General features: G+C 67.5%; 23 protein-coding genes and 3 pseudogenes. 20 read left to right on the forward strand and 6 right to left on the reverse strand.

The genetic code is table 11. The annotated features are described in order from the left end of the window. Positions 1-6: 6 nt before the first annotated feature. Positions 7-1,413: an aspartate aminotransferase family protein gene (locus WKF39_RS15300; protein ID WP_340389958.1), complete on the reverse strand. Its 1,407-nt coding sequence runs from the start codon at positions 1,411-1,413 to the stop codon at positions 7-9. Positions 1,414-1,525: 112 nt separating this feature from the next. Here WKF39_RS15300 and WKF39_RS15305 point away from each other — a divergent pair, with 112 nt between their 5' ends. After that, positions 1,526-2,965 carry a gamma-aminobutyraldehyde dehydrogenase gene (locus WKF39_RS15305; RefSeq protein ID WP_340389960.1) on the forward strand — a complete coding sequence of 480 codons (1,440 nt, stop codon included), beginning with the start codon at positions 1,526-1,528 and terminating at the stop codon, positions 2,963-2,965. 3 nt (positions 2,966-2,968) lie between these two features. Continuing rightward, positions 2,969-4,204: a saccharopine dehydrogenase C-terminal domain-containing protein gene (locus WKF39_RS15310; RefSeq protein WP_340389962.1), complete on the forward strand. Its 1,236-nt coding sequence runs from the start codon at positions 2,969-2,971 to the stop codon at positions 4,202-4,204. 8 nt (positions 4,205-4,212) lie between these two features. Here the strand turns inward: WKF39_RS15310 and WKF39_RS15315 are convergent, their stop codons facing one another. Next, positions 4,213-4,584 (reverse strand): hypothetical protein, encoded by a 372-nt coding sequence (locus WKF39_RS15315; RefSeq protein ID WP_340389964.1) that lies wholly within the window; start codon positions 4,582-4,584, stop codon positions 4,213-4,215. Positions 4,585-5,234: 650 nt separating this feature from the next. Between WKF39_RS15315 and WKF39_RS15320 the strand changes: the two are divergent. From WKF39_RS15320 to WKF39_RS15340, 5 genes and pseudogenes are all read left to right on the forward strand, one after another. Continuing rightward, a pseudogene (locus tag WKF39_RS15320) lies at positions 5,235-6,480 on the forward strand (IS256 family transposase). 295 nt (positions 6,481-6,775) lie between these two features. Continuing rightward, positions 6,776-7,741: an acyl-CoA dehydrogenase family protein gene (locus WKF39_RS15325; RefSeq protein ID WP_340389966.1), complete on the forward strand. Its 966-nt coding sequence runs from the start codon at positions 6,776-6,778 to the stop codon at positions 7,739-7,741. Continuing rightward, positions 7,734-8,429 (forward strand): PIG-L family deacetylase, encoded by a 696-nt coding sequence (locus WKF39_RS15330; protein WP_340389968.1) that lies wholly within the window; start codon positions 7,734-7,736, stop codon positions 8,427-8,429. Before WKF39_RS15325 ends, WKF39_RS15330 begins: the two co-directional genes overlap by 8 nt. After that, the gene (locus WKF39_RS15335; RefSeq protein ID WP_340389970.1) at positions 8,426-8,992 is read left to right on the forward strand and encodes a class I SAM-dependent methyltransferase; all 567 of its coding nucleotides are present in this window, start codon (positions 8,426-8,428) and stop codon (positions 8,990-8,992) included. The genes WKF39_RS15330 and WKF39_RS15335 overlap by 4 nt, the downstream gene beginning before the upstream one ends. Next, the gene (locus tag WKF39_RS15340) at positions 8,979-9,671 is read left to right on the forward strand and encodes a glycosyltransferase (protein WP_340389972.1); all 693 of its coding nucleotides are present in this window, start codon (positions 8,979-8,981) and stop codon (positions 9,669-9,671) included. The genes WKF39_RS15335 and WKF39_RS15340 overlap by 14 nt, the downstream gene beginning before the upstream one ends. On the opposite strand, the gene WKF39_RS15345 is transcribed toward WKF39_RS15340, so the two are convergent. Then, a complete protein-coding gene (locus tag WKF39_RS15345) occupies positions 9,668-10,339 on the reverse strand; it encodes a response regulator transcription factor (protein ID WP_340389974.1) in 672 nt (223 codons plus the stop codon). The genes WKF39_RS15340 and WKF39_RS15345 overlap by 4 nt on opposite strands. Positions 10,340-10,584: 245 nt before the next feature. Beyond that, positions 10,585-11,742: a histidine kinase gene (locus WKF39_RS15350; protein WP_340389976.1), complete on the reverse strand. Its 1,158-nt coding sequence runs from the start codon at positions 11,740-11,742 to the stop codon at positions 10,585-10,587. 130 nt (positions 11,743-11,872) lie between these two features. Between WKF39_RS15350 and WKF39_RS15355 the strand changes: the two genes are divergently transcribed. The 9 genes and pseudogenes from WKF39_RS15355 to WKF39_RS15395 all read left to right on the forward strand — a co-directional run bounded on the left by WKF39_RS15355 (position 11,873) and on the right by WKF39_RS15395 (position 21,549). After that, positions 11,873-12,787, forward strand: a complete 915-nt coding sequence (locus WKF39_RS15355) for an ATP-binding cassette domain-containing protein (protein ID WP_340389978.1) — start codon at positions 11,873-11,875, stop codon at positions 12,785-12,787. Then, complete coding sequence (locus WKF39_RS15360; protein ID WP_340389980.1) at positions 12,784-13,575, forward strand: ABC transporter permease; 792 nt, start codon at positions 12,784-12,786, stop codon at positions 13,573-13,575. Before WKF39_RS15355 ends, WKF39_RS15360 begins: the two co-directional genes overlap by 4 nt. A 153-nt stretch (positions 13,576-13,728) precedes the next feature. Then, on the forward strand, positions 13,729-14,931 hold the full coding sequence (gene dxr / locus WKF39_RS15365; RefSeq protein WP_340389982.1) for a 1-deoxy-D-xylulose-5-phosphate reductoisomerase: 1,203 nt from the start codon (positions 13,729-13,731) through the stop codon (positions 14,929-14,931). After that, complete coding sequence (locus WKF39_RS15370; protein ID WP_340389984.1) at positions 14,928-16,226, forward strand: M50 family metallopeptidase; 1,299 nt, start codon at positions 14,928-14,930, stop codon at positions 16,224-16,226. Before dxr ends, WKF39_RS15370 begins: the two co-directional genes overlap by 4 nt. Positions 16,227-16,311: 85 nt before the next feature. Continuing rightward, the gene (ispG, locus tag WKF39_RS15375; protein WP_340389986.1) at positions 16,312-17,457 is read left to right on the forward strand and encodes a flavodoxin-dependent (E)-4-hydroxy-3-methylbut-2-enyl-diphosphate synthase; all 1,146 of its coding nucleotides are present in this window, start codon (positions 16,312-16,314) and stop codon (positions 17,455-17,457) included. A 156-nt stretch (positions 17,458-17,613) separates the two neighbouring features. Beyond that, positions 17,614-18,468 (forward strand): GNAT family N-acetyltransferase, encoded by an 855-nt coding sequence (locus WKF39_RS15380; protein ID WP_340389988.1) that lies wholly within the window; start codon positions 17,614-17,616, stop codon positions 18,466-18,468. Positions 18,469-18,493: 25 nt separating this feature from the next. After that, positions 18,494-18,856 carry a DoxX family protein gene (locus WKF39_RS15385; RefSeq protein WP_340389990.1) on the forward strand — a complete coding sequence of 121 codons (363 nt, stop codon included), beginning with the start codon at positions 18,494-18,496 and terminating at the stop codon, positions 18,854-18,856. Positions 18,857-18,899: 43 nt separating this feature from the next. Continuing rightward, a pseudogene (locus WKF39_RS15390) lies at positions 18,900-20,650 on the forward strand (proline--tRNA ligase). Then, positions 20,647-21,549 carry a TylF/MycF/NovP-related O-methyltransferase gene (locus tag WKF39_RS15395; protein ID WP_340389992.1) on the forward strand — a complete coding sequence of 301 codons (903 nt, stop codon included), beginning with the start codon at positions 20,647-20,649 and terminating at the stop codon, positions 21,547-21,549. The pseudogene WKF39_RS15390 and the gene WKF39_RS15395 overlap by 4 nt, the downstream one beginning before the upstream one ends. Here the strand turns inward: WKF39_RS15395 and WKF39_RS15400 are convergent. Continuing rightward, positions 21,540-21,950 (reverse strand): DUF4439 domain-containing protein, encoded by a 411-nt coding sequence (locus WKF39_RS15400; protein ID WP_340389994.1) that lies wholly within the window; start codon positions 21,948-21,950, stop codon positions 21,540-21,542. The genes WKF39_RS15395 and WKF39_RS15400 overlap by 10 nt on opposite strands. Then, positions 21,947-22,432 carry a hypothetical protein gene (locus tag WKF39_RS15405; protein ID WP_340389996.1) on the reverse strand — a complete coding sequence of 162 codons (486 nt, stop codon included), beginning with the start codon at positions 22,430-22,432 and terminating at the stop codon, positions 21,947-21,949. Before WKF39_RS15405 ends, WKF39_RS15400 begins: the two co-directional genes overlap by 4 nt. A 106-nt stretch (positions 22,433-22,538) precedes the next feature. Between WKF39_RS15405 and rimP the strand changes: the two genes are divergently transcribed. The 4 genes and pseudogenes from rimP to WKF39_RS15425 form a co-directional block, all read left to right on the forward strand. Next, a complete protein-coding gene (gene rimP / locus WKF39_RS15410) occupies positions 22,539-22,991 on the forward strand; it encodes a ribosome maturation factor RimP (RefSeq protein ID WP_340389997.1) in 453 nt (150 codons plus the stop codon). Position 22,992: 1 nt separating this feature from the next. After that, positions 22,993-24,063, forward strand: a complete 1,071-nt coding sequence (nusA, locus tag WKF39_RS15415) for a transcription termination factor NusA (protein ID WP_340389998.1) — start codon at positions 22,993-22,995, stop codon at positions 24,061-24,063. Between the two features lie 4 nt (positions 24,064-24,067). Continuing rightward, positions 24,068-24,373 (forward strand): YlxR family protein, encoded by a 306-nt coding sequence (locus WKF39_RS15420; protein ID WP_340390001.1) that lies wholly within the window; start codon positions 24,068-24,070, stop codon positions 24,371-24,373. 154 nt (positions 24,374-24,527) lie between these two features. Beyond that, positions 24,528-26,020, forward strand: a pseudogene (locus tag WKF39_RS15425) (translation initiation factor IF-2 N-terminal domain-containing protein); the annotation flags it as partial.

Here is a 26,020-nt window from a genome sequence, read left to right on the forward strand (position 1 = left end):
CGAGGGTCAGATCAGTTCCTGGGCCTCGGTCAGGACGGAGCGCAGGATCTGCTCCATCTCATCGAAGTGGCTCTGGTCCGCGATCAGCGGCGGTGAGAGCTGGATGACCGGGTCGCCACGGTCGTCCGCACGGCAGTAGAGCCCGTTGTTGAACAGCGCCTTGGACAGGAAGCCGCGGAGCAGCTTCTCGGACTCGGCGTCGGTGAAGGTCTCCTTGGTGCCCTTGTCCTTGACGAGCTCGATGCCATAGAAGAAGCCGTCGCCGCGTACGTCGCCGACGATGTCGAGGTCGAGGAGCTTCTCCAACGTGCTGCGAAACGCACCCTCGTTGTCGCGCACGTGGTCGTTGAGCTTCTCGCGCTCGAAGATGTCGAGGTTCGCATTGGCCACGGCGGCCGAGACGGGGTGACCGCCGAAGGTGTAGCCGTGGGCGAAGCTGGTGTCCCCTTGCAGGAACGGCTCCATGACCCGATCCGTCGCGATCATCGCGCCGAGGGGGGAGTAGCCCGACGTCAGGCCCTTGGCGCACGTGATCATGTCGGGTACGTAGCCGAACTTGGTCGCGCCGAACATCTCACCGAGCCGGCCGAACGCGCAGATGACCTCGTCCGAGACCAGCAGCACGTCGTGGCGGTCACAGATCTCCCGGACCCGCTGGAAGTAGCCGGGCGGAGGCGGGAAGCAGCCGCCGGCGTTCTGAACGGGCTCGAGGAAGACTGCTGCGACGGTGTCGGGACCCTCGGCGAGGATCGCGTCCTCGATCTGGTCCGCGGCCCAGATCCCGAATGCCTCGAGCTGCTGGGTGGGATCCGAGCTGCCGCCGAGGGAGTACTCCGGAGCTCGATAGAAGTTCGTGTTGGGCACGTGCACCGTCGAGGGCACCAGCGGCTCGAACATCTGCTTGAGGGCGGGGATGCCAGTGATCGATAGCGCCCCGTGGGGAGTGCCGTGATAGGCGATCTGACGGCTGATGACCTTGGTCTTGAGCGGCTTGTCGGTCAGCTTGAAGTACTGCTTGGCAGCCTTCCACGCCGTCTCGACAGCCTCGCCGCCACCGGTCGTGAAGAACACCCGGTTGAGATCGGCCGGTGCATACGACGCGATGCGCTCAGCCAGGGTGATCGCCTGCGGGTGCGCGAAGGTCCAGATCGGGAAGAACGGCAGCTCCTTGGCCTGCTTGGCGGCAGCCTCTGCGAGCTCCTCGCGGCCGTGACCGGCCTGCACGACGAACAGGCCAGCGAGTCCGTCGAGATATCGCCGCCCCTGGGCATCCCACACGTACATGCCGTCGCCCTTGGCGATGATCGGGATGTCGTGGGCATCGTCGTAGCTCCCGTGTCGGGAGAAATGCATCCACAGGTGGCGCTTTCCTGCCTTCTGCAGCCGGTCGTAGTCTTCGTCGGAGTAGCTCATGCCACCATGATCGCAAGACTATGCGTGCAAAGACAAGGGAATTCGTCGTATGATCTGCGAATTTCTTCGAAATCCGTTGCATCTGGCCGCCGGTGTGCGCTTGGATGGGTGGATGGATCGACCCATCACCAACATCATCAACGGCGAGCTCGTCCCCGCAGCGAGCGGCGCGACATATGACGTCACCGACCCGTCGACCGGGCAGGTCTACGGCTCGGCGCCTCTGTCGGGCGCACAAGACGTGGACCGCGCGTTCAGCGCCGCGGCGACGGCCTTCGAGACATGGCGGGACACCACACCGTACGAGCGGTCCACCATGTTGCACCGGCTTGCCCGCGCCATCGAGGACCGGGCTCAGGAGATCGTCGACGTCGAGTCGCGCGACACGGGCAAGCCCAAGGCGCTGACGGTGAGTGAAGAGATTCTCGGTCAGGCACTTGACGCGGTGACCTTCTTCGCCGGCGCGGCGCGGGTGCTCGAGGGCAGGTCTGCGGGGGAGTACCTGCGCGGGCACACCTCGATGATCCGGCGGGAGCCCATCGGAGTCGTGGCCCAGGTGACTCCGTGGAATTACCCATTCGTCATGGCGATCTGGAAGATCGCCCCGGCCCTCGCCGCGGGCAACACGATCGTCCTGAAGCCCAGCGACACGACGCCAGCCTCGACGGCGCTCCTGGCCGAGATCGCGCAAGAGTTCTTCCCGCCGGGCGTGTTCAACGTGGTGTGCGGTGACCGAAACACCGGACGAGAGCTGGTGACTCATCCGACGCCACAGATGGTCGCGATCACCGGATCTGTGCGAGCAGGCATGGAGGTTGCCGCGTCCGCTGCCGCCGGCCTCAAGAAGCCACATCTGGAGCTCGGCGGCAAGGCTCCGGTCGTCGTCTTCGACGACGCCGACCTCGCAGCGGCCGCTGAAGGAATAGCCGGCGCGGGCGACATCCACGCCGGCCCGGACTGCACGGCCGCGACCCGGGTCCTCGTGCACCCCCGGGTCGCCGCCGACTTCACCGCTGCACTGACCGAGGCGGCCCGTGCCACCAAGGTCGGCCTGCCCGATGACGAAGACACCTATTTCGGGCCGGTCAACAACGCCAAACAGCTGGCACACGTTGCCGAGTTCATCGACTCACTCCCCGATCACGCCAACCTCGAGACGGGTGGGTCGCGGGTTGCTGCGCTCGGCGATGGCTACTTCTTCGAGCCGACTGTCCTGTCCGGCCTCCGGCAGGACGATCACGCGAGCCAGGAAGAGATCTTCGGTCCGGTGATCACGGTGCAACAGTTCAGCGACGAGGACGAAGCGGTCCGCTGGGCCAATGGCGTCGACTATGGACTGTCGTCCTCGGTGTGGACCAAGGATCATGGCCGGGCGATGCGGATGTCCCGGCGGCTCGACTTCGGCTGCGTGTGGATCAACACCCACATCCCGATTGTCGCCGAGATGCCTCATGGTGGATTCAAGCACTCCGGCTACGGCAAGGATCTGTCGATGTACGGCCTGGAGGACTACACCCGCATCAAGCACGTCATGACAAATCTGGAGGCCTAGTCCATGAAGATCCTGCTCGTTGGCGCCGGTGGCGTCGGTTCAGCATTCTGCGCGATCGCAGCTCGGCGCGACTTCTTCGAGTCCATCGTCGTCGCCGACTACGCACTCGAGAGCGCTGAGCGTGCCGTGGCCGGTGTCGACGATGCGCGGTTCTCAGCCGCCCAGGTCGATGCGTCGAGCGCGTCGTCGGTGGAAGACCTCGCGCGTACGTCCGGGGCCACGCATGTCATGAATGCTGTCGACCCGCGATTCGTCATGCCGATCTTCGAGGGCGCACACGCTGCCGGGGCCGACTATCTGGACATGGCGATGAGCCTGTCGAAGCCGCACCCCGAGAACCCGCACTCCGAGACCGGGGTCAAGCTCGGCGACGAGCAGTTCGCGATGGCAGGGGAGTGGGAGGCCGCTGGCCGGCTCGCCCTAGTCGGCATCGGCGTCGAGCCCGGGTTGTCGGATGTCTTCGCCCGCTATGCCGCCGATCACCTGTTCTCCTCGATCGATGAGCTCGGCACGCGCGACGGTGCCAACCTCACGGTCGATGGCTATGAGTTCGCGCCGTCGTTCTCGATCTGGACCACGATCGAGGAGTGCCTCAACCCGCCGGTCATCTGGGAGGACGGCAAGTGGTTCACGACCCCACCGTTCAGCGAGCCCGAGGTGTTCGACTTTCCCGAGGGCATCGGCCCGGTCGAGTGCGTCAACGTCGAGCACGAGGAGGTGCTCCTCATGCCCCGCTGGATCGAGACCAAGCGGGCAACGTTCAAGTATGGCCTCGGCAACGAGTTCATCGAGGTGCTCAAGACCCTTCACAAGCTCGGCCTCGACTCGACCGAAAAGGTCAATGTGGCCTCGACGGTCGGCGGCAAGCCCAGCGTGGTCCCCGTCAGCCCCCGCGACGTGGTCGCTGCCTGTCTGCCCAACCCCGCAACCCTCGGCGACAAGATGCATGGCAAGACCTGCGCGGGTCTGTGGGTCACCGGCACCGGCGTCGACGGTCAGCCGCGGTCGACCTACCTCTATCACGTCGTCGACAACGACTGGTCGATGAAGGAGTACGGCCATCAGTGCGTCGTGTGGCAGACCGCGGTCAACCCCGTCATCGCGCTCGAGCTCCTCGCCAACGGCACCTGGTCCGGCGCCGGTGTCCTCGGCCCCGAGGCATTCGACGCGGTGCCGTTCCTTGAACTCCTCGGCGAATACGGCTCGCCGTGGGGGCAAAAGGAGCTGGATCCTGCCTGAGACAGGGATCAGGTGGGCTCGATCTTCACAGCTCGGCAGGCATGGGACCAGACGTTCCGCCGCGCGGCCGGATCGTCGGCCTGCCAGGAGAGGTAGTAGGTCGGCCGCATCCGTCGATCGCACCAGAACTCTCCGCTTCGCTCGGTTGCCGCATCAGCAGCGGTCAGCCACACGATGGTGTCGGCGCCGTCCGAAGGGGACCTGAGGATGGGGCTGATGACTTTGGCGAAGCGGGGCATCGAGTCGGTGATGCCCGAGGTGTCGGCCCATCCCGGATGCATGCTGTGCACCGTGATGCCGTCGGTCATGTAGCGCTGCGCGAGCTTCTCGGCCACCACGACCTGGATGCGTTTGGTCCGTGCATAGGCGCGGATGCCCACGTAGTCGCCGCGTTCGTACTCGACGTCCTCGCCGATCGACTTGTCGAGGGGCGGAATACATGCCGCCGGATGAGACGATCACGACCCGAGGCGAGCTGGCAGCCGCCAGCACATCCCGCAGCAGCTCGGTCAACAAGAGCGGCCCCAGCACATGCGTCGCGAGCGCCATCTCGTGCCCCTGCATGGACTCGGTGCGCTCTGGCGGCATCACGCCGGCGTTGTGCACGATCCCGTGCGGGGCTTCGACCCTGCCGCTCAGGTCCGCGGCGTATGCGCGCACCGAGTCGAGATCGCTGATGTCGCACACCTCGGGGCTGAGCACAGCGTCTGACACCTCGCTGCGGATGGTATCGACAGCCTCGCCGAGCCTGCCGGCGGAACGACCGACGAGGTGCACCGTCGCGCCGAGGCGCGCTAGGTCCATGGCCGCCGCCTGGCCGAGGCCGCTGCTGGCGCCGGTCACGACGACGTGTCGCCCGACCAGCGCGTCGGGAGGTTGTCCCGGGTCTCGTGGAACTTGAGGTGGCGGTCCCCCGCCTGATGCCTGCCTTGCGGTAGGTGTTGGGCGTCCGCCAAAGACGACCCAGAGACAGGGGACCACCGTGACCAAGAGCTACCAGACCAAGATCCGCGACGCGAGCGCGCTCGCCATGCCCGAGCAGGTGAGCGTGGCGATGGACGAGATCGCCGCCGACATGCGCGAGGGGCTGCTGGCCCTCGCGGTCGGCGCGGGACTGCAGGTGATGGCCCAGCTGATGGGGGCCGACGTGAGCGCGGTGTGCGGGCCGCGAGGCAAGCACGACCCCGAGCGTGCGGCGACCCGGCACGGCACCGAGGCGGGCTCGGTCACCTTGGGCGGGCGACGGGTGCCGGTGACCCGGCCTCGGGTCCGTACTACCGACGGCGCCGGCGAAGTGGCGGTGCCCGCTTACGACCTGTTCAACTCCACCGAGCTGCTCGGCAAGATGGCGATGGAGCGGATGCTCGGCGGGCTCTCGACCCGGCGCTACCCGCTCGGGCTGGAGCCGGTCGGCGAGGCGGTCGGGACAAGGTCGACGAGCAAGTCGGCAGTCTCACGCAAGTTCGTGGCCATGACCGAGCACGCACTGGCCGACCTGCTCGCCAAGGACCTCACCGGGCTGGACCTGGTGGCGTTGATGATCGACGGCGTCCACTTCGCCGACCACCTGTGTGGTCGCGCTCGGCATCGACATCGACGGAACCAAGCATCCGCTCGCCCTGGTCGAGGGGTCGACGGAGAACACCACCTTGGTCCGCGAGCTGTTGGTCGGGCTGCGCGAGCGTGGCCTGGACACCACCCGCCCGATCCTGGCGGTCCTGGACGGCGCCAAGGCATTGTCCGCAGCGGTCAAGGAGGTCTTCGATGCCCCGGTGCTGGCTCGTTGCCAACTGCACAAGCTGCGCAACGTCCGCAACCATCTGCCCGAGAAGATGCGCGGCCCGGTCGCCAAGCGGATGCGTGCGGCCTACCACGCCAGCTCCGCTCTGGAGGCTCAGTCGCTGCTCGAGGCGCTCGCCAAGGAACTGGACAAGACCCACCCCGGCGCCGCCGGCAGCCTGCGTGAGGGAATGGTTGAGACCCTGACAGTGCTGCGCCTCGACCTCCCGCCCACCCTGGCGCGGACGCTGAGGTCGACCAACGCGATCGAGTCGATGATCTCGATCTGTCGCGACCACTCCCGCAACGTCAAGCGCTGGCGCGACGGGCAAATGGCGCTGCGCTGGTGCGCCGCCGGGATGGTCGAGGCGAGCAGCCAATTCCGCCGCGTGAACGGCCACCTGCACCTACCGGCACTGCGCACGGCGCTGGAACACCACATCGCCGCCCGCAATGTCGGCGCCGACTGCAACACTCAAGACGTGAGCGCAGCCTGATGCTCACCGGACCGCCACCGAAGTTCCACGGAACTCGGGACATCCTCGCGCGTCTCGGCAGGTGGGTCAGCCGGCCACCAAAGGCGACGAGCTGCGACTCCGACCCTGGAGTAACCCAGCACCAGCGACTTGTCGAGGATGACGTCGAGGGTGGATGTCAGCGCGTGCACCGGCGAGGTCATGGGTCAACGGTAGGTTGCGGCTCGACACCTCGCCGTCTGAGCCGTTCATGGTTTGGCTGAGTCGCCAGGTGGGTACTCCGCCGCCGTCACATCCGGTCACAGAGATGGGTGTCGTGGAACCCTCAGCCGTGGGCGACAGCCCATCCCTGGTGTCGTTGGTCGACGTGACTCCGCACGTCAATAGTCCGTGGCCGTTCCCGGGTGACGGCGCAACCGTCGAACGGTTCCGATCTCTGGCAGACCTCGCGCGGCGCGACCTGCCGCTGGCCAAGATCGTCGAGCCCCATCACGACGCCGCCGCGATCCTGCGTGACCTCGACGGTCCGGCTGTCGAGCCCGACTCGGTGTGGGCCGTATGGGCGGCCGAGCCCCCTTTCGCGCAGCTGGAGGCTCGTGAGACCGCCGAGGGATTCGTGCTGTCCGGCCGCAAGGCGTTCTGCTCCGGCGCGACGACGGCGACCAACGCCCTGGTCACGGCGGGGACGCCGGAGGGTGCCCGACTGTTCTCGATCGACGTACGGAGCGCCGGCCTGGCCATCGACCACCGCGCGGCCCAGTGGTCCGGTCATGGCATGCGCCGCGCGGACACCCGCTCCCTGCAGCTCGATGAGGTCCCCGCCGTGGCAATCGGGGCGGCGGGGGACTACACCGCCCGACCCGGCTTCTGGCACGGCGCCATCGGGATCGCCGCGTGCTGGTTCGGCGGCGCGCGTGGTGTGGCGGACACGGTGGAGTCGGCGGGCGGCCGTCTCGACGCGCACGGGCTCGCCCACCTCGGTGCAATCCGCGCCGATCTCGACAACCTCGGTGCCGTGCTGCGGGACGCAGCGCACCGCATCGACGCGGCGCCGGATGTCCCGGCGGAGCAGGCCGAGCGGCTGGCCCTCTCGGTCCGGGCGCTGGCTGCCGATGTGGTCGACCGGGTCATCGCCCGTGCAGGTCGTGCTCTCGGTCCGGCGCCCCTCGTGTATGACCGGCGGCACTCCGACCACGTCGCCGATCTGGTCGTCTTCGTGCGCCAGCATCATGCCGAACGCGATCTCGAACGTCTCGGCGGGATTGGTCAACAGCATGACTGAGACCTGGCGAGAAGAGCTCCAGGCCGCTGGCCTGCCGGCTCCGGACGACCCCGGCGGTGCGATCCTGGTCCTGTCGGCGCACCCCGACGATGAGGTGCTGGCTGTTGGGTCGTGGCTGGCGGCGCAACGCAGGCGCTCCTTGACCTTTGTGACGGCGACAGATGGCGAAGCATCGCACCCCAGGAGCCCGTCGCATGGTCGCGACGACCTGCGATCGCTACGCGCAGCCGAGCTGTTGGAGGCATTGCGCAGACTCGGAATCGAGAAGCCCGTCGTGCACCGTCTGGGATTGCCAGACGGTGGGTTGCAGGAGCATGGCGTTGAGCTCCGGTCAGCGCTCGAGCCGTTCGTGCGGGCGGCAGACCTGGTCCTGTCGCCATTTCGTCTGGACGGGCACGGTGACCATGACGCTCTCGGTCGGGCTGCGGCCGAGGCGTGCGGAGATGACGTCCCGCTGTGGCAGTTCCCGATATGGACGTGGGCCTGGACGACACCGCACGAGGCCGACTGGCTGCCCCACGCCCGCACACTGTGGAGCCCCGCTTCGTCCCGGGAGCGCAAGCACGACGCCATCGACGCCTTCAACACCCAGGTGCGGCCGCTGAGCGATCACCCGGCCGACCGGGCGGTGGTCGAAGGAGCTCTTCTCGATCACGCGCTGCACGCCCCAGAGGTCGTGATCACATGACTGAGCCGAGCTATTTCGAGGACATGTATGCCGCGGCGCCAGATCCGTGGCATCTCGCCGAACGACGCTATGAGGCTCGCAAATATGTGCTGACCATCGACAGCCTCCCGAGGGCGCGATACCGCCGTGCCTTCGAGCCGGGCTGCTCGATCGGACTGCTCACGAGTGCGATCGCCGCGAGATGCGATTTCGTGCTCGCGACCGATGCCGTGGATACCGCGCTGGATGAGGCCCGTACCCGCAATCGAGGGCCCCACGTCGAGCTACGGGTCGGCCGCGTCCCGCAGGACTGGCCGGACGGGACGTTCGACCTGATCGTGGTCTCCGAACTCATGTACTTCCTCTCGATGGACGATCGTCACGAGGTCATCCGTCGATCGGTCAACTCCCTCGACGCCGACGGGCATATCGTGATGGTCCACTGGCGCCACCCGTTCGACGTCGCAACCTGCACGGGAGACGACGTTCACGCGGAGATGACCGCATTCAGCACCCTCGAACGGCTGGTGCGTCACGAGGAGCGTGACTTCCTGCTCGAGGTGTTCGGCCATGCCGGGTCCTGACATCGGCGCCGTCGTCGTCGTGGTGCCGGCCTGCAACGAGGCCGCCACGGTCCGCAGGTGTCTGGACTCCCTGCGGTGCGCCGCAGACCTGCTGCCAGCGTCGATCCACCTCGACATCGTCGTGGTGGCCAACGGCTGCGCAGACCGCACGGCAGAGATCGCCCATGAGCTCGGTGCCACGGTTCTGGTCAACGCGGTGGCAAACGTCGGCCTTGCCCGGTCGTCGGGATGCACGTGGGCACTTCGGCGCCACACCGGGCGGTGGGATCGCACGTGGCTGGCGACGACCGACGCCGACAGCGTCGTACCGAGCGACTGGCTCTCCGCGCAGATCGCCCTTGCGGACGGCGGAGCCGACGTCGTGGTCGGGACCGTCGCTCTTGAGCCGCGGGAGTCCCGACGCCATCAGGCCTGGCAGAAGCAATATGACGCCGATGCGGCGAGGGGCAGTCGGCACGGCCACGTGCACGGGGCCAATCTGGGACTTCGGGCCGACGTCTACCAAGCAGCCGGCGGATTCAGCCCCTTGCCGAGCGGAGAGGACGCAGATCGGGTGTCCCGCCTCAGTACGTCGGGGGTGCCGACGGTGTGGGCCACGCACCTGCCGGTCACGACATCGGCGCGCCACGACCCGCGGGCCGCCGATGGCGTGGGCGACGACCTCGCGGATTCTGTCTAGAGCAGATCGGCGTCGTGCATCGCGATGGCGACCTGGACCCGGTTCGTCACCCCGAGCTTGGTGAAGATGTGCGAGATGTGGGCCTTGACGGTCGCGACACTCATGTGGAGGGCCGCAGCGATCTCGGCGTTGGAGGATCCGCCACCGACCGCCACCGCCACCTCGAGCTCACGCTCGGTCAGCCCCGCCACACGGGACCGCGCCTCGTCGTCCCGCTGGTCAGGCGCCGCGTCGGTGACCTGGCGGATGAGCTGCTGCGTGATGGTCGGCGACAGCATCGGCTCACCGGCGACGACCTTGCCGATCGCTGCGACGATCTCTGCCGGCGGGGTGTCCTTGAGCAAGAAGCCGTTGGCGCCGGCCGCGAGGGCGCGGACGACGAACTCATCGGCGTCGAATGTCGTCAGCACGATGACCTTGGGCGGCTCCGGCAGGGCAAGCACTGCCGTGGTCGCGGCGATGCCGTCGAGGACGGGCATCCGGATGTCCATCAGCACGACGTCGATCCCGCCTGCCTGCACCGCATCGACCGCGGCCCGGCCATTGACCGCTTCGCCGACGACGGTGATGGAGTCCGATCCGCCGAGCATCAGGGCCAGTCCGGCCCGCACGAGCGGGTCATCGTCGGCCAGCAGCACTCGTACGGTCCTGTCAGCCCGCTCGATCATGCCGGCACCTGCCCTGGGAACGAACGGTAGGCAGACGCCGGCATGAGTCCAACCCGATAGTTCGCTCGCTGCCGCTCGTTCATGCCGGCACCTGCCCTGGGAACGAACGGTAGGCAGACACCGGCATGAGTCCAACCCGATAGTTCGCTCGCTGCCGCTCGTTCATGCCGGCACCTGCCCTGGAAACGCACGGTGGGCAGATACCGGCATGAGTCCAACCCGATAGTTCGCTCGCTGCCGCTCGCTCATGCCGGCCACGGTAGCCATGCCTTGACGATGAACTCGCGCTCAGGGGTGATGCGGTGGCTCAATCGACCCCCGACGAGGTCAACGCGCTCGGCGAGCCCGATCAGTCCCAGCCCGGACTCGGGTACGCCCTGGTCGCTCGCCCCGATCATGAGCGGGTTGCTGACGTTCACGGACAGGCCATCGTGCGGATTTCCACCGACGTCAATCTTCACGAGCGTGTTGGGGGCATGCTTCCGTGCGTTGGTCAGGCATTCCTGGACGATGCGGTAGAGCGTACGTCCCAGCGTCTCCGGTATGCCGTCGAGCGAGCCCAGCTCCGTGGTCTCGATCCGCATGCCGGACTTCAGTCCTTCGGCGATCAGGTCCGGGAGGTCGACGGCGGATGGTTGCGGTCGCTCGGGGGTTGCATCGCCCGGGCCGTCACGCAGCAGCCCGAGGACATCGCGCAGCTCGACGAGCGCCTGATGGGAGCTCTCCTGGATCACCGCAGCGGTGGCGCGCATGTCATCGGCGCTGAGATCCGTGCGATAGGTCAGGGCGCCGGCGTGCATCGTGACCAGCGAGATGCGGTGCGCCAGCACGTCGTGCATCTCGCGGGCGATGCGAGCACGCTCGGCCGTACGCGCCTGCGCGACCCGGGCGGCCTGCTCGGACTCGGCGGTGTCGGCGCGTCCGCGCAAGGTCGCCAGGAGCTCGCGGCGCGACCCGATGTACATGCCCCAACCGATCGAGACGCCGATGATCAGCACGATGAACGGGACCGCGAAGGCGAACGAGTCCTGGCTGACCGGGTTCATGCTCTCGAGGGCCAGCCCGGACACCAGTGAGAGGAGGCCGACGGGGATGATCTCGCGCCACCGTCGCCGGGTCGCCAACGAGACGAGGGCCAGGGTCGCCGCGCCGCCGGATGACCATGAGACAAAGGTCAGCGCATTGATGACCGTTGCGATGGCGACCGGATGCGACCGACGCCAGGCGAGGAGCACCAGGCTGAGGACACCCAACGCGAAGTCGAGCCAGAACCACCAGCGCTGGTTGTCCCACTGCCACTGCACCACCTCGAACCAGGCGAGACCTGTGATCGCCAACACCAGCACGTAGCGCCACACATGGCTCCACGTTCGCAGCTCGGGCTGGCAGGAGACGGTGGTCACCCGCCAAGGCTAGAGGGAGCCGGTGAGTGGCACGACGGCCTAAGGGCTCGCGCTTCTCATACTTTCGGCTATCACGCCGTGGTCGCTCGACGGATGCAGCCGACCCGCTGCACAAGGCAGACTGGGTGTCATGATCACAGTTCAAGGACTCACCAAGATGTACGGCGGCTTCAAGGCCGTCGACGATGTCTCATTCGAGTGCCGACCGGGAGCCGTCACCGGCTTCCTCGGCCCCAACGGCGCCGGCAAGTCGACCACGATGCGCATCATCGCTGGTCTGACGCCTCCCACAGCGGGCGAGGCGCGAATCGGCGGCATCCTCTACCAGGACATCCCCAATCCAGGGACTCAGGTCGGCGTCCTTCTGGACGCCTCGGCTCAGCACGGCGGACGTACGGGTCGCGAGATCCTGACGATGAGCGCCATCATGATGGGCCTGCCGATGTCTCGCGTCGACGAGATGCTCAACCTGGTCAGCCTCACGGCGGGCGAGTCGAAGCGGCGCGTTCGCAACTACTCGCTCGGCATGCGCCAGCGCCTCGGAATCGCCAACGCCCTGCTCGGCGACCCGAAGATCCTGATCCTCGACGAGCCGGCCAACGGTCTCGACCCGGCTGGCATCCACTGGATGCGAAGCCTGCTGCGTGAGTATGCCAACCGCGGTGGCACGGTGTTGCTGTCGTCGCACCTGTTGCATGAGATCGAGGTCATCGCCGATGAGATCATCGTCATCGGCAACGGCCGGATCGTGGCTGAGGGCACCAAGGCTGAGCTTCTGCAGACCGCTGGAACGTTCGTCAAGGCTGGCGACATGTCGGCCCTCGCCAACGCGTTGACGTCTGCCGGCATAACCGCTAGCCCGTCCGGTGACGCCGGGCTGCGCACGGAGGCTGATCCCGAGACCGTGGGCAAGGCTGTTGCGACCGCGGGCGTTGCGCTCGTCGAGCTGCGCCCTGCTGAGGGCGCAGGACTCGAGGAGATGTTCCTAGAGCTCACCGGTGACACACAACGTGAACAGCGCCCCACTGAAGGAGTTCAGGCATGAGTACAACTGTTGCCACCATCGACACCACACGTCCCGGGATCCCGTTCTCGCGACTGGTCAACGTCGAGCTGCGAAAGATGTTCAACACCCGGTCCGGACGCTGGTACACCTTCTCGATCATGCTTCTCTGCGTCGTCGTGGTGGCATTCTGCGGTGCGTTCTTCGAGCCCCGTGACTTCGCATACGGAGACGCGATCGGCATCGTCGGCGGCGTGCTCGGATTCTTCCTGCCCGTGATCCCGATCCTGCTGGTCACCTCTGAATGGGGGCAACGAACAGGTCTCGTGACCTTCACGCTAGAGCCGCGGAGGCCGCGAGTCGTCGTGTCGAAACTGGTCGCTGCCATCATGGTGTCGCTGGCGACGATCATCGTTGCCGCTGTCATCGCGCTCGTCGCGGTGTGGTTCTTCTCGACGGTCCGGGGATTCGACGCCCAATACGACATCGAATTTGCATTGATGCGCAACTTCGTCCTGACGAATGCGCTAGCTGTCGTCATCGGATTCGCGTTCGCCATGCTGATCATGAACACGCCTGCAGCGATCGTGGCCTACTTCTTCTACGCACTCGTGCTGCCGATCGCGTTCGGAGCGGTCAGCGCCGCGGTCGATGGCTTCGAGGACATCGTCCCGTGGTTCGACTTCAATTGGGCTCAGGGACCGCTGTTCACCGGCGACTACTTGCCCGACGGGAAGGAATGGGCCCAGCTCGCCACATCAGGCACGATCTGGCTAATCCTTCCGGTTGTGCTCGGCACGTGGCGCCTGCTCAGGTCCGAGGTCAAGTAACAGACTCCCGGGGCGGGAGGCGCGCGGCGACAGGACATCTCTTCGATGCCACCGCCCCGGGGCACTGACGATGGCGACACTCCAGGGGAGTGTCGCCGTTGTGCATGTCGGGATCGAGTAGGTCCAGGACACCGCATCAGGGAGAATGGCGACATGCGCAAGCGTGTCGCCATTCTCGGCTCTACGGGATCCATCGGGACCCAGGCCCTCGAGGTCATCGCCGCCAACCCAGAACGCTTCGAGGTCGTCGCTCTCGCCGCCGGTGGGAGCAACCCGCGGCTGTTGGCCGAGCAGGCCGTGCAGTTCGACGTGCCGCTGGTTGCCGTCGCCCGGGCGAGCGCGGCCGAGGACGTACAGCTCGCGCTCTACGCCGAGGCGCAGAAGCGGGATTTTGCTCACGGCGACCACCGGGTGCCGCGTCTCCTCGCAGGACCCGATGCCGCGGTCGAGGTGGCCCGGGTTGAGTGCGATGTCGTGCTCAACGGCATGACCGGGGCGGTGGGTCTGCAGCCGACCCTGGCCGCGCTGGAAGCCGGTAGGACCCTCGCCCTCGCCAACAAGGAGTCGCTCATCATCGGGGGCGAGCTCGTGATCGGCGCAGCCAAGCCGGGTCAGCTCGTGCCGGTAGACTCCGAGCACTCCGCACTCGCCCAGGCCATGCGTGGCGAGCGACGCGACGACATCCGCCGCCTGATCGTCACGGCGAGCGGTGGACCGTTCCGTGGGCGCACTCGGGCAGAGCTCGTAGACGTCACGCCCGAGCAGGCGATGGCGCACCCGACGTGGGTCATGGGGCCGGTCATCACGATCAACTCCGCGACGCTCGTCAACAAGGGGCTCGAGGTCATCGAGGCCAATCTGCTGTTCGACATCGGCTTCGACCGCATCGAGGTCGTCGTGCACCCGCCGTCGATCGTGCACTCGATGGTCGAGTTCGCCGACGGCGCGACGATGGTCCAGGCGTCTCCGCCGGACATGAAGCTGCCGATCGCCCTCGGCCTCGCCTGGCCAGGCCGGGTTCCCGATGCGGCGGCCGGGTGCGACTGGACCCAACCCGCGACCTGGGAGTTCTTCCCGCTCGACAACGAGGCGTTCCCAGCGGTCGACATGGCGCGCAAGGCCGGCACCTTCGGGCGTACGGGCCCGGCAGTCTTCAACGCGGCCAACGAGGTGTGCGTCGATGCGTTCGTCGCCGGCGACTTGGACTTCCTCGGCATAGTGGACACGGTGGGCGTGGTTCTGGACGAGCATGTGGGCGACCCGGACGTCGCCCGACAGGACCTGACCCTCGATGGCGTGCTCAGCGCCGACGCATGGGCTCGCACCCGGGCCGCGGAGCTGGTGGAGAAGCGATGAACGCACTGATCTACACCCTGGGTGTCGTGGCGTTCGTGATCGGCGTCGCGATCTCCATCGGCCTGCACGAGCTCGGTCACATGTATCCCGCCAAGAAGTTCGGCATCAAGGTCACCCAGTTCTTCGTGGGCTTCGGCAACACGCTGTGGTCGTTCAAGCGTGGAGAGACCGAGTACGGCATCAAGTCGATCCCGCTCGGTGGCTACGTCAAGCTCGTCGGGATGTTGCCGCCGGCCAAGGACGCCGACCCGCACGAGGTCCGCAAGACCAACACGGGGCTGTTCACCCAGCTCATCTCGGATGCCCGCAACGCCGAGTACGAGCACATCGAGGACAAGGATCTGGACCGCCTCTTCTATCGCAAGCCGTGGTGGCAGAAGCTGATCGTGATGGCCGGCGGCCCGACGGTCAACATCCTGATCGCCATCGTCCTGTTCACGATCGTGTTCATGGGATTTGGCGCCCTGACCCCCTCGACGACCGTGCAGGCAGTCTCCGACTGCGCAATCAGCGACGCCGAGGCCGGCCGCACCTGCACCTCCGAGGACTCGGTCACCCCGGCCAAGAAGGCCGGGCTGCTCGCTGACGACAAGATCACCTCGTTCAACGGCGCGAAGATCACGTCGTGGGACCAGCTCACGGGCCTCATCCGGGCCAACGGCTCCAAGGAGGCGACGATCGGGTTCGAGCGTGACGGCAGCCCCCGCGAGGTCAGCGTCGCCACCTCGGTCCTGGCCCGCGCCGATGTCGACGACCCCACCAAGACCGTTGACGTCGGGTTCCTTGGAGTCACGCCCACCCAGTCGTACGTCCGTCAGGGCCCGGGCTTCGTCGCGTCGGTGATGGGTGACTACGTCGTGGGCACGACCCAGGCGATCATCCACCTGCCCGAGCGGATGGTCGGCGTCACGAAGGCCGCGTTCGGTGCCGAGCGCGAGGCCGATGGCCCGATCAGTGTCGTCGGCGCCAGCCGGGTGGCCGGCGAGATGGTCACGGTCGACGATCCGACCTGGCCCGAGCGGATCCAACGTGTGCTTGTCCTGCTCGCAGGCCTCAACCTGTTCCTCGCGCTGTTCAACTTCATCCCGCTGCTGCCGCTCGATGGCGGGCACATCGCCGGTGCGCTCTACGAGGCGGTCCGCCGGGCATTCGCCAAGCTGCGGGGACGACCCGATCCGGGCTATGCCGATGTCGCGCGGATGTTGCCGGTCGCCTACGCCGTGGGGGCCCTCCTTATGCTGATGAGTGTGATCCTGATCTACGCCGACATCGTCAACCCGGTCTCCATCTCATGACCTCACCCCACGAAACCGCTCTCTGGCAGTTCTCCCCGGCCACGAGCACCGTCACCGGCGCTCACGCTTTCGCGGGGACCCCGAGATGACCGACCTCGGCCTCCCGGCAATGCCGCCCCCGGTGCTCGCGCCGCGCCGCAAGACCCGCAAGATCAAGGTCGGCAAGGTCGATGTCGGCGGCGACGCCCCGATCTCGGTCCAGTCGATGACCACGACCCTGACGTCTGACGTCAACACGACGCTTCAGCAGATCGCCGAGCTCACTGCGGCCGGTTGCGACATCGTCCGGGTGGCGTGCCCGAGCCAGGACGATGCCGACGCGCTGGCCGAGATCGCCCAGCACTCGCAGCTGCCGGTCATCGCCGACATCCACTTCCAGCCGAAGTATGTCTTCGCGGCGATCGACGCGGGCTGCGCCGCGGTCCGGGTCAACCCCGGCAACATCCGTAAGTTCGATGACCAGGTGGGCGCGATCGCCAAGGCTGCCAAGGATGCCGGCGTCTCGATCCGCATCGGTGTCAACGCCGGATCGCTCGACAAGCGCATCTATGACAAGTACGGCAAGGCGACGGCGGAGGCGCTCGTGGAGTCTGCGGTCTGGGAGGCCTCGCTGTTCGAGGAGCACGACTTCCACGACTTCAAGATCTCGGTCAAGCACAACGATCCCGTCGTGATGGTGCAGGCATACGAGATGCTCTCGGCGCGCGGTGACTGGCCGCTGCACCTCGGCGTCACGGAGGCCGGACCGGCGTTCCAGGGCACGATCAAGAGCGCCACGGCCTTCGGCGCCTTGCTGAGCCAGGGCATTGGCGACACGATCCGGGTCTCGCTGTCCGCGCCGCCGGTCGAGGAGGTCAAGGTCGGGCTGCAGATCCTGCAGTCGCTCAACCTGCGCGAGCGCAAGCTCGAGATCGTGTCGTGCCCGTCGTGTGGTCGCGCCCAGGTCGATGTCTACACACTCGCCGAGGAAGTCACCGCCGGGCTTGAGGGCATGGAGGTCCCGCTGCGCGTCGCCGTGATGGGCTGCGTCGTGAACGGACCGGGGGAGGCCCGCGAGGCCGACCTCGGTGTGGCCTCCGGCAACGGCAAGGGTCAGATCTTCGTCAAGGGTGAGGTCATCAAGACGGTGCCGGAGTCCAAGATCGTCGAGACCCTGATCGAGGAAGCGCTGCGTCTGGCCGAGGGCATGGAGCCGGTCGAGGGCGGATCGCCGGCTGTGTCGGTTTCCTGAGCCGTTCTGCTGGCCTGCCGGGTTCGCGGTGACATAGCGACCTTTCGGCCCCCGGGATAGGTGGCTGACTCACCGCTTCACCAGGGATTGCGGAGTGCGGTCGGGCTTCTCAAGCTAACCCCGGGCCGCTCGCCGACGTACGCTGTGATCACCACCATGGGAGGCGCTGTGCTCAGGACGACGACGCACGTCCGTCCGCTGACGCCATCTGACCTGACCGAGCTGCACGCGCTCCTGGACCGCGATCCCCTGGTCAACCTGTTCGTACGCAATCGAGTCGACGCGACCAAGCTCCAGACCCGCTGGCTGGGCGGTCAGGTGTGGGGATACTTCGAGGACGATGTGCTGGTGTCCGCCTGCCATGCCGGCGCCAATGTCGTACCGGTCCAGGCGACCCCCGCCGCGATCGAGGCCTTCGCGGAGCGGGCCGTCGCCGACAACATACGGCCGTCGTCGATCGTCGGTCCCAGGGACGCGGTGCTGCCGATGTGGAAGCTGCTCGAACCGCACTGGGGGCCGGCACGCTCGCCCCGCATCGACCAGCCGTTCCTGGTGCTCGAGCGTGACAGCAGGCTACGCCCAGATCCGCGCGTACGTCCGGTCGTCCTGGACGAGTTCGACACGGTCTATCCCGCGTGCGTTGCGATGTTCACCGAAGAGGTCGGCGTCGACCCCGAGGTGGGCAACCGCAGCGGCTACCGGGCGCGGGTGGCTCAGCTGATCTCGCAGGGTTGGTCGTTCGCGATCATCGAGGACGGTGAGGTGCTCTTCAAGGCCGAGGTCGGAGCTGCCGCGCCCTACGCGTGCCAGCTGCAGGGTGTCTATGTCCGTCCGGACCTGCGCGGCCGGGGGATCGCCGCACCGGCGCTCGCCGCGGTCGTGGAGCAGGTTCGGGCGACGGTCTCGCCGATCGTCACGCTGTACGTCAACGACCACAACACCGCGGCACGTCGGGCATACGAGCGAGTCGGCTTCAGGCACACGACGACATTCGCGTCGATCCTGCTCTGAGCGGCCGCGCCGCTACGCTGACCCCATGGGTCGTGACATCAAGTTCCTTGCCGGCATCTTCACGATCTCCGGAGTGCTTCACTTCGTGAGTCCTCGGACATACGAGGCGATCGTCCCCAGGGTCCTTCCCTACAAGCGCGAGCTCGTGCTCGTCTCGGGTGTCGTCGAGGTGGCATGCGCCGCGATGATGCTGCATCCACGCACACGTCGGGCGGGGGGTCTCGCCTCGGCGGGTCTGCTCGTGGCGGTGCTCCCCGCCAATGTGCAGATGACGGTCGACAGCGCCCGCGACGATCGCAAGCCCTGGTGGTTCACGCTCGGCACGATCCTGCGACTTCCGCTGCAGGTGCCGATGATCCGCATCGCGTTGAGGGCCGCCACGTCCTAGGTCGGATCCCTCGGCGCGGCCCGATAGGCTCGTCGCCATGCGTATGTCCCGGCTCTTCCTGCGTACTCTCCGCGACGATCCGGCCGACGCGGAGGTGCCGAGCCACAAGCTCCTGATCCGTGCCGGTTATGTGCGCCGTGTGGCACCCGGAATCTATTCGTGGCTGCCGCTCGGGCTGAGGGTCCTCGCCAAGGTCGAGAGGATCATCCGCGAGGAGATGGAGTCGTTCGGCGCGCAGGAAGTACGCTTCCCGGCCCTGCTGCCGCGTGAGCCCTACGATGTCTCCGGCCGGTGGACCGACTACGGCCCCAACGTGTTCCGGCTCAAGGACCGCAAGGGCAACGACATGATGCTCGGTCCGACGCACGAAGAGTTCTTCACGCTGCTGGTCAAGGACCTCTATTCGTCCTACAAGGATCTGCCGCTGCACATCTATCAGATCCAGACCAAGTATCGCGATGAGGCGCGTCCTCGGGCAGGCATCCTGCGCGGCCGGGAGTTCATCATGAAGGACTCCTACTCCTTCGACATCGATGATGCCGGCCTCGAGGCCTCCTATCAGGCGCACCGAGAGGCATACGTCCGGATCTTCGACCGGCTCGGCTTCGAGTACGTCATCGTGCACGCGCAGTCCGGCGCGATGGGCGGCTCGGCGAGCGAGGAGTTCCTCGCAGTGTCCGAGACGGGGGAGGACACCTTCGTGCGCTCACCCGGAGGCTATGCCGCCAACGTCGAGGCCGTCACGACCGTCGTGCCGCAAGCGCTCGACCACACCAACTTTCCCGCCGCGCATGCCGAGCAGACTCCCGGCACCCCCACGATCGACACGCTCGTCGAGCACCTCAACGAGGTCTTCCCGCGCGATGACCGGGCATGGGAAGCATCCGACGCGCTCAAGAACGTCCTCGTCATGGTGCGGCAGCCCGACGGCACGCGGGAGCCGCTCGCGATCGGCCTTCCCGGCGACCGGGAGGTCGATGCCAAGCGGCTCGAGGCGGCCCTGTCTCCTGCCGAGATGGAGCCGTTCGAGGACAAGGACTTCGCCACGCACCCCGGCCTGGTCAAGGGTTACATCGGACCGGCCGCACTCGGCAGCGAGAGCGAGACCGGCATCCGATACCTCACCGATCCACGGGTCGTCGATGGCACGCGGTGGGTCACCGGCGCCAACATCCAGGGCTCCCACGTCATCGACCTGGTCGCCGGCCGCGACTTCACCTCCGACGGCACGATCGAGGCCGCCGAGGTCCGCGCCGGCGATCCCGCGCCCGACGGCTCGGGTCCGCTCGAGCTCGCGCGTGGCATCGAGATGGGACACATCTTCCAGCTCGGCCGCAAGTATGCGAGGCGTTGGATCTCAAGGTGCTCGACGAGAACGGCAAGCTCGTCACCGTCACGATGGGCTCGTATGGAGTGGGCGTGTCCCGGGCAGTGGCCGCAGTTGCGGAGTATGCGCACGACGACCTCGGTCTGGTGTGGCCCAAGGAGCTGTCACCCTTCGACGTGCACCTCGTCGTGGCCGGCAAGGACGAGGCCGTCGTCGCAGGAGCTGAGGAGCTCTATGCCGAGCTGATCGGCTCGGGCCTCGACGTTCTGTTCGATGACCGCCTGGGCAAGGTCTCGCCCGGTGTGAAGTTCAAGGACGCCGAGCTGATCGGTGTTCCGACGATCGTCGTGGTCGGCAAGGGGTACGTGGACGGTGTCGTCGAGGTCAAGGACCGAGCGACGGGTGAGCGTACCGATGTCGCGCTCGCCGATGTCGTCCACACCGTCCTCGCCAAGGGAGCGCAGTGAATCGGATCAAGGCAGCCGCACGTCGTCGTCTCGGCGTGACCGACCTCGAAGCCAGGCTGGCGGCGTCGAAGAGACAGCGGGCACACGCGAAGTCGACTCTCGCTGAGCTTCGCGCCCGGCACAAGGAGCAGGGCAAGGAGGTCCGCAGGCTGGGCAGGCGGCTCGAGCACACGCAGGCCGACATGCACAGCCTGCTCGACCTCGTCGCCGGCAACACCGAGCTCTCACCAGAGGTGAGTCGCGTGCTGCTGCACGTGACCTCCCGGAGACTGACGATGATCCGGGTCCCTGCGCTCATCGAGATGTGCGGAATCGTGGCAGATCTCAAGGAGCGAGGCGTGGAGGGCTCGTTCCTGGAGACCGGGACAGCCATGGGTGGTTCCGCGATCCTGCTGACGGCGCTCAAGGAGCCGGACCGCGAGCTGGCGGTCTACGACGTGTTCGGGCAGATCCCGCCGCCCACCGAGGCCGACGGCGAGGACGTCCACCAGCGCTACGACACGATCGTCAAAGGCGAGGCCAAAGGGCCAGGGGGCAGCGACTACTACGGCTACCAGGATGACCTCCTGGGCAAGGTCGCCGCAGCGTTCACCTCCGCCGGCTACCCGGTGGAGGACAACCGGGTCCGCCTGGTCCAGGGCCTGTTCGAGGACACCTTGACCCCGGATGGGCCGGTTGCCTTCGCGCACCTTGACGGCGACTGGTACGAGTCGACCATGGTGTCGTTGGAGCGCGTGGTCCCGCACCTGAGCGTCGGGGGTGTGTTGCTGGTCGACGACTATCACTCGTGGTCGGGCTGTGCCCGGGCCGTTGATGAGTTCTTCGCCGAGCGTGCCGACTTCGAGCGTGTCGATGGCACGCGTCTGCGCCTCGTCCGCACGTCCGCGGCTCAGGACTGAGCCGGCAGCCCGGGGAACGCCCGTGGCTGTGCACCCCAGGCGAGCTCGGCCAGGGCGGCGCGGCGCAGCTCGCGGGTGGCGAAGGCCCGCAGCTCGCCGCTGCTCTCACCCGTCAGGGTCAGGCAGGCGGCGGCGACGTCCCGCTCGACCCTCCGCGCTTGTGAGAGCGCCTGTGCCTTCGTGCGGAGCGGGCCAACGTCGTATGTCAGAGCGGTCGCGACCGGTTCGACACCCAGGTCGTCCAGGCGTGCGAGCAGCCGGTCACGCAGGTTGCGGTGCAAGGCGTACGACCTGCGGGCCCGGTTGGCAAGGTCGTCGAAGCGGGCCCCGATCACGGGGTAGAGCCACACGGCCTCGTGCTCGATCGCCAGCCAGTCCTGTAATGCCTCGGCCGATGTCATCGCAGCCCCGCGACTTCTCGAGCGCACTGGGTGAGCCCGGCGGACATGGAGGCCAGCACCCGCGCGAGATCCGGTGACACGGCCTTGGCCGAATCGGCAGCCCGGGCCTTCGCTGCGTCGGAGTATGCCGCCGACAGGGCTTTGACAGCCTTGGGCCGGTCGGCCGGGGGGGGAGCGACATCGGGGATCTTCGCGGCGACACCGACGGCCTCCGCGTGCTCGGTGCTGATCGCGATGAACCGTCGGAGCCGCAGGTCGCGGTGGGTCGAGGCGGTCGCTTCGACCCTGGCGAGCAGCGCGTTCTGGTCGGCAGCGGCTCCGGAGATGATCTGGTCGTCAGCGGGGTCCGGCTCGGGGTGAGGCTCGACGCCGATGCCGCGGGCCAGGTCGTCCAGGGTGTGGCCCAGGGCCGCAGCGCCGAGCCCGGCCGCGACGACGGCAGAGGCGATCCCGGTGCCGAGAAGCGCGCGTCGGCTGATCACCCCGGCAGGCTAGCCCACGAGTGACGTTCACCGGAGCACCGCCGGTTCGGTAGGGTGGACACCGACACTGATGCCGGTGCCGACAACAGAACACGGAGGAAGAGCCATGGACGATCGATTGGCGAACCTCGTCTCTGAATGTGTGTCGGATCTCGCCCTCGATGTCGAGGCGATCGAGCTGACTCCGGCGGGCAACAAGCGGGTGCTGCGTATCGCCCTGGATCGCGACGGCGGCGTCGGCATCGACCACATCACAGCCGCCACCCGCGCGCTGTCCGAGGCGCTGGACTCCTCTGAGGCGATGGGTTCGCAGCCCTACACGCTCGAGGTCACCTCACGCGGCGTGGACCGACCGCTGACCGCACCGCGCCACTGGCGCCGCAATGCCGGCCGCCTGGTGCGGCTGCGGCTCACCGACGACTCATCGATCGACGGTCGCATCGGCGACAGCGACGATCAGGGCGTCCACATCGAGGGCCGCAGCGGCAGCCAGCGCCTCACCTATGACCAGATCAACACCGCGCTCGTGCAAACCGAGCTCAACAGGAAGGACGCCTGACATGGACATCGACATGGCTGCATTGCGCGCCCTCGAGCACGAGAAGGACATCTCCTTCGAGGTGGTCGTTGAGGCCATCGAGACGGCTCTGCTGTCCGCCTATCACAAGAGCGGCGGCTCCCACACCAACGCGCGAGTCGAGCTCAACCGCAAGACCGGGCACGTCACGGTGTGGGCCAAGGAGCGCATCGAGGTCGAGCCCGAGCTGCGACCCGAGCCCGCCGAGGCCGGCGAAGCACGAGACGGTGAGGCGCCCGAGACCCCCGCGCCGAGGCCGGCGCCGCAGTACACCCCTGAGTTCGACGACACACCCGACGACTTCGGCCGATTCGCCGCGACGATCGCGCGCCAGCTCATCATGCAGCGCATCCGTGATGCCGAGGACGAGTCGAAGTACGGCGAGTTCGCCGGCAAGGTCGGGGACATCGTCTCCGGTGTCATCCAGCAGGGCCGCAGCCCCGGCGACGTGATGCTCGACCTCGGCAGGATCGAAGCCATTCTGATCGCATCCGAGCGTGTGCCTGAGGAGAAGTACGCCCACGGCGAGCGGCTCAAGGCATACGTCTATGAGGTCGAGAAGGGGCTGCGCGGACCCCGCGTCAAGGTCTCCCGCACCCACCCCAACCTGGTGAAGCTGTTGTTCGCCCTCGAGGCTCCCGAGATCGCCGACGGGTCCGTCGAGATCGTCGCGATCGCCCGTGAGGCGGGTCATCGCAGCAAGATCGCGGTACGCGGCAACGTGTCTGGCGTCAACGCCAAGGGCTCGTGCATCGGCCCGATGGGCCAGCGCGTCCGCAACGTGATGCACGAGCTGCATGGTGAGAAGATCGACATCGTCGACTACAGCGACGATCCGGCCGAGTTCATCGCGCACGCGTTGTCGCCGTCCCAGGTCAAGGGGGTCACGCTGGTCGATCCGGCGACCCGATCGGCGCGTGTCGTCGTACCGGACTTCCAGCTCTCGCTCGCGATCGGCAAAGAGGGCCAGAACGCCCGTCTCGCGGCCAAGCTCACTGGCTGGCGCATCGACATCCGTTCGGACACCGAGGCGCCGCGGGCCGAGGGCGCCTGAGGCCATGGCGCGACCGCCTCGCGAAACGGGTAGACTGGACGAGGTCGTTCGTACCTGCATCGGTTGCAGGCAGCGTGCGGACAAGACCAATCTGGTGCGAGTCGTCGCAGTTCAGGAGTCCACGACCTCGGTCGTGACGCCCGATCCGCGCGGAACGCTGCCGGGTCGAGGGGCGCACCTGCACCCCACGCACCGGTGCCTGGACCTCGCCACCCGCCGCAAAGCGTTCGGTCGGGCCCTTCGAATCGAAGGTCCGCTCGATCTGAGCGCAGTGGTGGCTCTGATGGAGGAATCGGGTCCAACAGCTTGACCACAAGGAATGCACACTGCGTTCCCCGACATGAATACGGAGCATTCGCTCATGACATCCCGATGAGTACTGCGCGATGAGTACTGCGCAATGAGCACGTTCGTCAACTAGTGGTCTGATCTCCTTCGGGGTCGGACCCCCCTGAAGGAGAAGAGTGGCTGTAAGAGTCCACGAGCTCGCACGCGAGTTCGGTGTTGAGAGCAAGGTCGTCCTGTCCACCCTGAAAGACATGGGTGAGTACGTGAAGTCGGCCTCCTCGACCGTAGAAGCCCCCGTCGTCCGGCGCCTCAACGAGGAGCACGGCGAAGCCCTGCGCTCGCAGGGCGCCAAGAAGTCCGCTGGCAAGCCCGCCGCCAAGAAGGCCGCACCGGCCGATCCGCAGAAGGCGGCAAGTGCCCCCACCGCCGCTCCGGACATCGCTCCGGCTGAGGTCGCAGAGGCTGCCCCGGCTGCCCCGGCGCGTACGCCCGGACCCATGCCCGGTCCTCGGGTCGCCCCGACGCCGGAGCCAGTGCCCGAGCCGGTCGCCGAAGCACCCGCTCCTGCGCCGGAAACCACGGTCGAGGCGCCTGCTGCTGCGACCGCACCGGCACCGGCTGCTCCCGGTCCGCGCCCCGGTCCCAAGGCCCCGGGCGCACGACCGGGCAACAACCCGTTCTCGTCCACGCAGGGCATGCAGCGCGCCCCGCGCCCGCCGGCCGCACGTGCTGACGGGGCTGCTCCGGCAGCTCCGGGCATGCCGCGTCCCAACCCGGCGATGATGCCGCGCCTGGCCGGCCTCTCGGCCCGCCGACTGGGCGCGGCGCGCCCGGACGCGGTGGACCCGGCGGTGCCCCCGGTCGCGGTGGCCCCGGTGGGGCACCGGGTCGCGGCGCTCCCAGCGGAGGTGGCGGCGGGTTCGCCGGTCGCCCCGGTGGTGGCGGTGGCGGAGGAGCCCCGGGCCGTGGCGGTCCCGGTGGCGGAGGCGGCTTCAGTGGGCCCCCGCGCACGGGTGGTCCCGGCGGTCGCAACACCCGTGGCGGCACGCAGGGCGCGTTCGGTCGCGCCGGTGGGCCGGTCCGACGTGGACGCAAGAGCAAGCGCGCGAAGCGTCAGGAATTCGATCAGATGCAGGCGCCGGCCATCGGCGGTGTCCGCGTCCGCAAGGGCAACGGCGAGACCGTACGTCTGACCCGCGGCTCCTCGCTGGCGGACTTCGCCGACAAGATCGGCGGCGACTCCGCGTCGCTCGTCGAGGTGCTGTTCCACCTCGGCGAGGTCGTCACGGCGACCCAGTCGGCCAATGACGAGACGCTGCTGCTGCTGGGCGAAGAGCTCAACTACAACGTCGAGGTCATCTCCCCGGAGGACGAGGATCGCGAGCTGCTCGAGTCGTTCGACATCGAGTTCGGTGAGGACGAGGGCAACGAGGACGATCTCGAGGCCCGTCCGCCGGTCGTGACTGTCATGGGTCACGTCGACCACGGCAAGACCAAGCTCCTCGACGCGCTGCGCAGCAGCAACGTCGTGGACAAGGAGGCCGGCGGCATCACCCAGACCATCGGTGCCTACCAGGTCGCGACCGAGGTCGACGGCACCGAGCGTCGCATCACGTTGATCGACACACCGGGCCACGAGGCGTTCACCGCCATGCGTGCCCGTGGCGCC

This window comes from Aeromicrobium sp., from assembly GCF_037719875.1.
Lineage (GTDB): Bacteria > Actinomycetota > Actinomycetes > Propionibacteriales > Nocardioidaceae > Aeromicrobium.

Bases quoted from the DNA above. Each gene is read 5' to 3' on its own strand.
- WKF39_RS15300 (WP_340389958.1), bottom strand. From the start codon at position 1,413: ATGAGCTACTCCGACGAAGACTACGACCGGCTGCAGAAGGCAGGAAAG.
- WKF39_RS15305 (WP_340389960.1), top strand. From the start codon at position 1,526: ATGGATCGACCCATCACCAACATCATCAACGGCGAGCTCGTCCCCGCA.
- WKF39_RS15310 (WP_340389962.1), top strand. From the start codon at position 2,969: ATGAAGATCCTGCTCGTTGGCGCCGGTGGCGTCGGTTCAGCATTCTGC.
- WKF39_RS15330 (WP_340389968.1), top strand. From the start codon at position 7,734: ATGACTGAGACCTGGCGAGAAGAGCTCCAGGCCGCTGGCCTGCCGGCT.
- WKF39_RS15335 (WP_340389970.1), top strand. From the start codon at position 8,426: ATGACTGAGCCGAGCTATTTCGAGGACATGTATGCCGCGGCGCCAGAT.
- WKF39_RS15340 (WP_340389972.1), top strand. From the start codon at position 8,979: ATGCCGGGTCCTGACATCGGCGCCGTCGTCGTCGTGGTGCCGGCCTGC.
- WKF39_RS15345 (WP_340389974.1), bottom strand. From the start codon at position 10,339: ATGATCGAGCGGGCTGACAGGACCGTACGAGTGCTGCTGGCCGACGAT.
- WKF39_RS15355 (WP_340389978.1), top strand. From the start codon at position 11,873: ATGATCACAGTTCAAGGACTCACCAAGATGTACGGCGGCTTCAAGGCC.
- WKF39_RS15360 (WP_340389980.1), top strand. From the start codon at position 12,784: ATGAGTACAACTGTTGCCACCATCGACACCACACGTCCCGGGATCCCG.
- dxr (WP_340389982.1), top strand. From the start codon at position 13,729: ATGCGCAAGCGTGTCGCCATTCTCGGCTCTACGGGATCCATCGGGACC.
- WKF39_RS15370 (WP_340389984.1), top strand. From the start codon at position 14,928: ATGAACGCACTGATCTACACCCTGGGTGTCGTGGCGTTCGTGATCGGC.
- ispG (WP_340389986.1), top strand. From the start codon at position 16,312: ATGACCGACCTCGGCCTCCCGGCAATGCCGCCCCCGGTGCTCGCGCCG.
- WKF39_RS15380 (WP_340389988.1), top strand. From the start codon at position 17,614: ATGGGAGGCGCTGTGCTCAGGACGACGACGCACGTCCGTCCGCTGACG.
- WKF39_RS15385 (WP_340389990.1), top strand. From the start codon at position 18,494: ATGGGTCGTGACATCAAGTTCCTTGCCGGCATCTTCACGATCTCCGGA.
- WKF39_RS15400 (WP_340389994.1), bottom strand. From the start codon at position 21,950: ATGACATCGGCCGAGGCATTACAGGACTGGCTGGCGATCGAGCACGAG.
- rimP (WP_340389997.1), top strand. From the start codon at position 22,539: ATGGACGATCGATTGGCGAACCTCGTCTCTGAATGTGTGTCGGATCTC.
- nusA (WP_340389998.1), top strand. From the start codon at position 22,993: ATGGACATCGACATGGCTGCATTGCGCGCCCTCGAGCACGAGAAGGAC.
- WKF39_RS15420 (WP_340390001.1), top strand. From the start codon at position 24,068: ATGGCGCGACCGCCTCGCGAAACGGGTAGACTGGACGAGGTCGTTCGT.